This is a genomic window from Bradyrhizobium cajani (genome assembly GCF_009759665.1).
GTDB lineage: Bacteria > Pseudomonadota > Alphaproteobacteria > Rhizobiales > Xanthobacteraceae > Bradyrhizobium > Bradyrhizobium cajani.
Genome location: NZ_WQNE01000077.1, coordinates 1 through 5,114, shown reverse-complemented (window position 1 = coordinate 5,114; position 5,114 = coordinate 1). Strand labels below are relative to the sequence as shown.

At 59.7% G+C, this 5,114-nt stretch carries 2 protein-coding genes and 4 pseudogenes; 3 read left to right on the top strand and 3 right to left on the bottom strand.

Annotated elements, in window-relative coordinates; all coding sequences use genetic code 11:
• Positions 1-306 (top strand): hypothetical protein (locus tag GPL20_RS39245; protein WP_205751244.1); only part of this gene is annotated, 306 nt, incomplete at its 5' end.
• Between the two features lie 654 nt (positions 307-960).
• On the opposite strand, the pseudogene GPL20_RS38360 reads toward GPL20_RS39245, so the two are convergent.
• Together GPL20_RS38360 and GPL20_RS38355 are read right to left on the bottom strand one after the other, a co-directional pair.
• Positions 961-1,514: pseudogene (locus tag GPL20_RS38360) on the bottom strand (IS5 family transposase); the annotation flags it as partial.
• A 237-nt stretch (positions 1,515-1,751) separates the two neighbouring features.
• Positions 1,752-2,777 (bottom strand): annotated as a pseudogene (locus GPL20_RS38355) (IS110 family RNA-guided transposase).
• A 191-nt stretch (positions 2,778-2,968) separates the two neighbouring features.
• Here GPL20_RS38355 and GPL20_RS38350 point away from each other — a divergent pair.
• Entirely contained in the window at positions 2,969-4,000 is a 1,032-nt protein-coding gene (locus GPL20_RS38350) for an IS110 family RNA-guided transposase (protein ID WP_157337905.1), read from the top strand.
• 253 nt (positions 4,001-4,253) lie between these two features.
• Here the strand turns inward: GPL20_RS38350 and GPL20_RS38345 are convergent.
• A pseudogene (locus tag GPL20_RS38345) lies at positions 4,254-4,466 on the bottom strand (transposase); the annotation flags it as partial.
• Between the two features lie 94 nt (positions 4,467-4,560).
• Here GPL20_RS38345 and GPL20_RS38340 point away from each other — a divergent pair.
• Positions 4,561-4,988 (top strand): annotated as a pseudogene (locus tag GPL20_RS38340) (transposase); the annotation flags it as partial.
• Between the last annotated feature and the right edge of the window lie 126 nt (positions 4,989-5,114).

Sequence of the window (5,114 nt, the reverse complement as noted above, 5' to 3'; positions counted from 1 at the left end):
GAAAACAACGCCGTCCGCCTTGTCGATCACACCATGGACGAAAACCTCGCGGCCTGCCCAAGGGTGATGCCGGTACAGAACCTCACGGCATACGGTCCCGTGGGCGTTCTCAAGCCTTGTTGTACAATCGCGCATCAGAACACCCATTTGTCTATGTTGTTGAAGAGAAGAGACTTTGTTGATCGGGATGCGTATCTTGGGTTCTGCCGCGCTCGTTCGGTGATGGATGAGGCGGCATCCGTGGTCAAGGCCGCGCGCGCGAAGATCCATGGCCCATCCGGCAGAGGGTGGACGGCTTCGATCTGACCAGCTTCTGCGGCCAAGCGCAGCGTCTTGGATGCGACCTTGAGAAGCCTGGCGGCGTCAGAGAGATTGAGCCATGGCTCGACGCTATTCTCGGCCCGCCGGAAGACGGATATCCGATGATAAGATCGCGTGGTTGTGACGCGCTCACGGGTCCAACGGTTGCCGTTGCCCGTCTTGAGGCCGTTGCGGTTGAGCAGGCCCGCAATCAGGTGAGCGCCCGCACCAGGCACACGGCTATCGCACCCCGATGGCGGTCTGGCGCGCCGGCGCTACAGCAAAGGCTGTGGACATGCAACGCCGAAGAGGCGTTGCCCACATGCCCACAACCTCAACAACAGACGCAGACAGAGGCCCTCGCGGCCTGATATCAGAAAATCGGAGCGGCGAGACTTCCAACTAAGAAGGCGGCGTCAGTGGTCCTGCTCCCGGGGTCCACTTCAGGTCGCAGCGAGACGTCATGCCGTTCCTCTTGTTAAAAACACCTCGGAAATCATCCAATATTCCCAGCTCAATGCTTGAGCGGCCGACCGCTACGGTCTCCAACGATTAGTACCGACCTTAGAATCTGCATTTCAGCAACGTTGGCCGATATAGAGCAGCAATTCTGCGCCCGGGCGCGAAAAACTCTTTAACTCGTAATATTAGGGCTCGGACTCAATTGATCCAATAGGCAACAATGGCGGCGAGATGGACGGCAGCCAAGAAGTTCCTGGCTAGTTTGTCGTAGCGAGTTGCGACACGCCTGAAATCCTTGAGGCGGCAGAAACAGCGCTCGATGACGTTGCGCTCCTTGTAGGCGCGTTTGCTGAAGCTGTGGAGAGTGACCCTGTTGGATTTGTTTGGAATGACGGGCTTGGCACCACGATCGACGATTTCGGCTCGAAAGCCGTCGCCGTCGTAGCCTTTGTCGCCAATGAGGGCAGACATGGGTGGCGCGAGTTCCAAAAGGGCTGGCGCTGCGGCAATATCAGCGTCCTGGCCTGGAGTGAGATGAAATGCGCAAGGTCTGCAGTCAGGGTCGCTCAGCGCGTGGATTTTCGTGGTCCGCCCGCCGCGCGAGCGGCCGATCGCTTGTTTATGCTCCCCCCTTTTCCGCCGCTCGCCGAGCGATGCGCCTTGATCGTGGTGGAGTCGATGGACAAAGTCACGCCGTCTTTGCCGCAGCGGGCGAGCGCTTCAAAGATCGCCCGCCAATGTCCGCGCTTGATGCTGTTGTCTAATCGCTGCCGAAGCGTCAAGCATATAATCTCTGAGGAGACACTGCCGGGTGCATGGTTGTCTTCGCGGTCGGCATCAGCCGCCGCATGATGGAGCTTCGCGGGACGAGCCTTCAATGTGGACGACGCACTTTGCTGGGTCAGCAGTGCAACAGCATCAGCGGAATGGCTCGGCTCACGTCCCGGCAGGGACGCCTTAGGCGTTCGGGTTCCGAACGCGATCGGGACTTATGCGGCGGCTCCGGCATTCGGGTTAAACAGCTCGCCGGTCTTAAGCATCGCTTGCATTATTACCGCCAGTTTGCGGGCCACAGCCACGGCAGCTCTTTTGAAGCCGATCCTCTCTCGAAGCTGAAGCCCTCATGTGCGCAGCGTGCTGTGAGTTGAGCTGCGCGTCAGAATGACCGCTGCCGCTTCGTAGAGAAGCCCTCGCAAAGGGCGGTCGCCACGTCGGGATATATGGCCGTCATAATCGACTTCTCCGGATTGGTAGCGGCGCGTTGTTAGGCCGATCCACGCGCCAACAGATCTGGATTTCCTGAAGTTGTCAGGCTCCTCAATAGCGGTGGTAAAGGAGGTTGCGGTGATCGCACCGATTCCAGGAATTGACATGAGAATGCGGCAAGCCCGACTTTGGCGCGCGTCCCGCACCAATTGGCGTCCGAGTTCGGCGGCGCGGACGCGAATGCCGCGCCAAGCTTCCAGCATCGGCAGCACGATGGATGCAAGTCTGTCCTGGTCGGCAAGAAGGCTCCGCACATTCTTCTCGAAGGTGCCTCCCTTTCCGGCGGGAACGAGCAGACCGAAGGTTTTCATGACGCCGCGGATCTGATTGGAAAGCTCGGTAGTGATTCGAACCAGCCGCGTCCGCGCTGCGACAAGCGTGCGGGTCAGCATGCTGTCGAATCCCTTCACACGCACCTCACGAAAGAACCCGACTTCCGCGAGTTGCGCCAGGCCATCGGCGTCGTTTGCGTCCGTCTTATTCGTCGCCATATCGAGCGCCGCTTTAGCATGGCGCGCATCGATGCAGATCGCCGGCAACCCTTCGGTTCGGAGAGAATGATAGAACCATACCGACAACGGTCCGGTCTCAAATACGACGCGTTTCACGGATGGCGCGCGCTTGCGGATGAGCTCGGCGATAATGCTGGGATCAGATGCGCACTTGCCGCGCCAGATCCGTTCACCTGCTCGGCGGATCGCGACTGCCGTCTCTTTCATCGACACGTCGAGACCAATATATTCTTCCATGGCTGTTCTCCATTCGATGCTTGGGCCCGGCGTCCAGTCGTGAGCCCGTATCTCCATCCTATCGGGGAACAGCCACTCATTCAGGGGTGACTCGCTCCCGCGATTACGCCATGTGGACGGCTCCTCCACGGGCACGAGAGTGCCAAGGAGTGGGCGCCGTTTGAGGCTCCCACGATTCGGAGGAGCAGCCTATGCAGTCAATTTCGACGATTGGTCTGGATATCGCGAAGTCGGTCTTTCAAGTGCATGGTGTCGATGCAGCCAGTCAGGTGGTGATCCGCCGCCAGCTCAAGCGCCGTTTCGTGCTGTCCTTCTTTGAGAAGTTGTCACCGTGCTTGGTGGGGATCGAGGCTTGCGCGTCATCCCATTATTGGTCCCGCGAACTGCAGGCGTTGGGGCATACGGTGCGGTTGATGCCTCCGGCCTATGTGAAGCCCTACGTCAAGCGGCAGAAGAACGACGCCACCGACGCGGAGGCGATTTGCGAGGCGGTCACGAGATCCAACATGCGGTTCGTGCCGACCAAGACGGTCGAGCAACAGAGCGGCCTGATGCTTCATCGAGCGCGCCATCTGTTCGTTCGCCAGCAGACCGCCGTCATCAATTCGATCCGCGCGTATCTTGCCGAGTTCGGGATTGTCGCTCCCGTCGGGCGCCGGGGTGTCGAGCAATTGCTGGAAGTCGTCGCCGATACAGCCGACCGCCGGCTCCCGGAGGTGGCCCGCGCATGTCTTGCGGCTCTCGGCATTCAATTGCGGGCACTGAAGGCTCAGATTCTGGAGTTCGACCGACGCATTATCGTCTGGCATCGATCAAGCGCGACGAGCAAACGGCTGGACGCGATCCCCGGCGTCGGGCCGGCGCTGGCCACAGCTCTGGTCGCGAGCGTTGCCGATGCCAAGGCCTTCCGATCGGGTCGGGATTTCTCGGCCTGGGTTGGGCTCGTGCCGAAGCAGAACTCGAGCGGGGGCAAGGACAAGCTTGGCAGTATCAGCAAACAAGGTGATCGCTATTTGCGCAGCTTGTTCACGGCTGGCGCTCTCGCGGTGATCCGCTATGCCAAGATCCATGGCACAGGGCATCGGCCTTGGCTTACGGAGCTGCTGGCGCGTCGACCGACCAAGGTTGCTGCGATCGCACTCGCCAACAAGATCGCCCGCATGGCATGGGCCATGATGGCCAGGGGTGAGCGCTACAGGGAGCCGGCCGCACTCGCGGCATAAAGGAAACGCGCCGGATATCCCGGTGTGACGTAACGGTTGGAAGGGCGAACAGCACTTAATGCAGCGCCGGTCGATCCGGCGATCAGGACAACCCACATGGGCCATGGCATCTTCGAATGCGTGCTTTTGACCGGGACCTGATCCGCGGAGGGCATTATGGCCAGCGGTCACGTGAACCGCGCTAACAGGCCGAACACATGGCCGCTCCGACCAACGCCGCAAAGTGAAGATTCTCCTTGCCAACCAGGAGCCGTCCACAGATGGCCCAGCGATTGAAACGATTGTAGATCGTCGTGTACGGACCATAGTCGGGCGGGCAATCGCGCCAGCGTGCGCCGTGCATGTGAATGATACCGCTGATGACGCGTCGATCGTCGTCGCGCACCGGTCCGGTCTGGTTCGTTGGCAGATGCGGCTCTATCAGAGCCCATTGCTTGTCGTTGAGCCAGAACAGTCCTTTGCGCATCGAAGTCCCCCCGTGGAATCAGAGTTCGCTAATTAGGTACAGACCCTAGCACTACAGTTGCAATTTTTGGAGGGTTCTGAATCTATGGGCGACCATGATTCGGGATTTGATGATTGGTGGAGCGTCGGTCGAAGATACGCTGACGCTGTGGGCTTCTTTGTTGCGAGAAGCCAAGCAACGGATTCGTCCGCTGTTTACGCAGGATCGGGTCGCGATCTCGGCTGGGCAGTTTCTCGATGGACTGTTGGGCAACGAGCCGCGCAAGACGGGTTGGATGAGAGCGGAGGCGGCCGGCGATCAAGGCCCGTGGCGCCAGCAGGCGATCCTTGGCCGGGGACGATGGGATGCCGACGCGCTACGCGACATCGTACGAGAGTACGCGCTGGAACGCTTTCCGATGAAGACGCGGTTCTGGTGATCGACGAGACCGGCTTTTTGAAGCAGGGCAAGGCATCGTGCGGGGTGGCACGTCAGTACACTGGCTCGGCAGGCAAAATCACCAATTGCCAGATTGGTGTATTTGTAAAAGAAGGGACTTGAGCTGACAGTGGGTGCTTTGTCGCGGCAGGTGTCCGACAAAGATTTCATGTCCGACCTCACGCAGCCGGCAACAATTTCTCTCTCGACAGAGCACTTGCGTCAAGCAAG

Bases quoted from the DNA above. Each gene is read 5' to 3' on its own strand.
- GPL20_RS38350 (WP_157337905.1), top strand. From the start codon at position 2,969: ATGCAGTCAATTTCGACGATTGGTCTGGATATCGCGAAGTCGGTCTTT.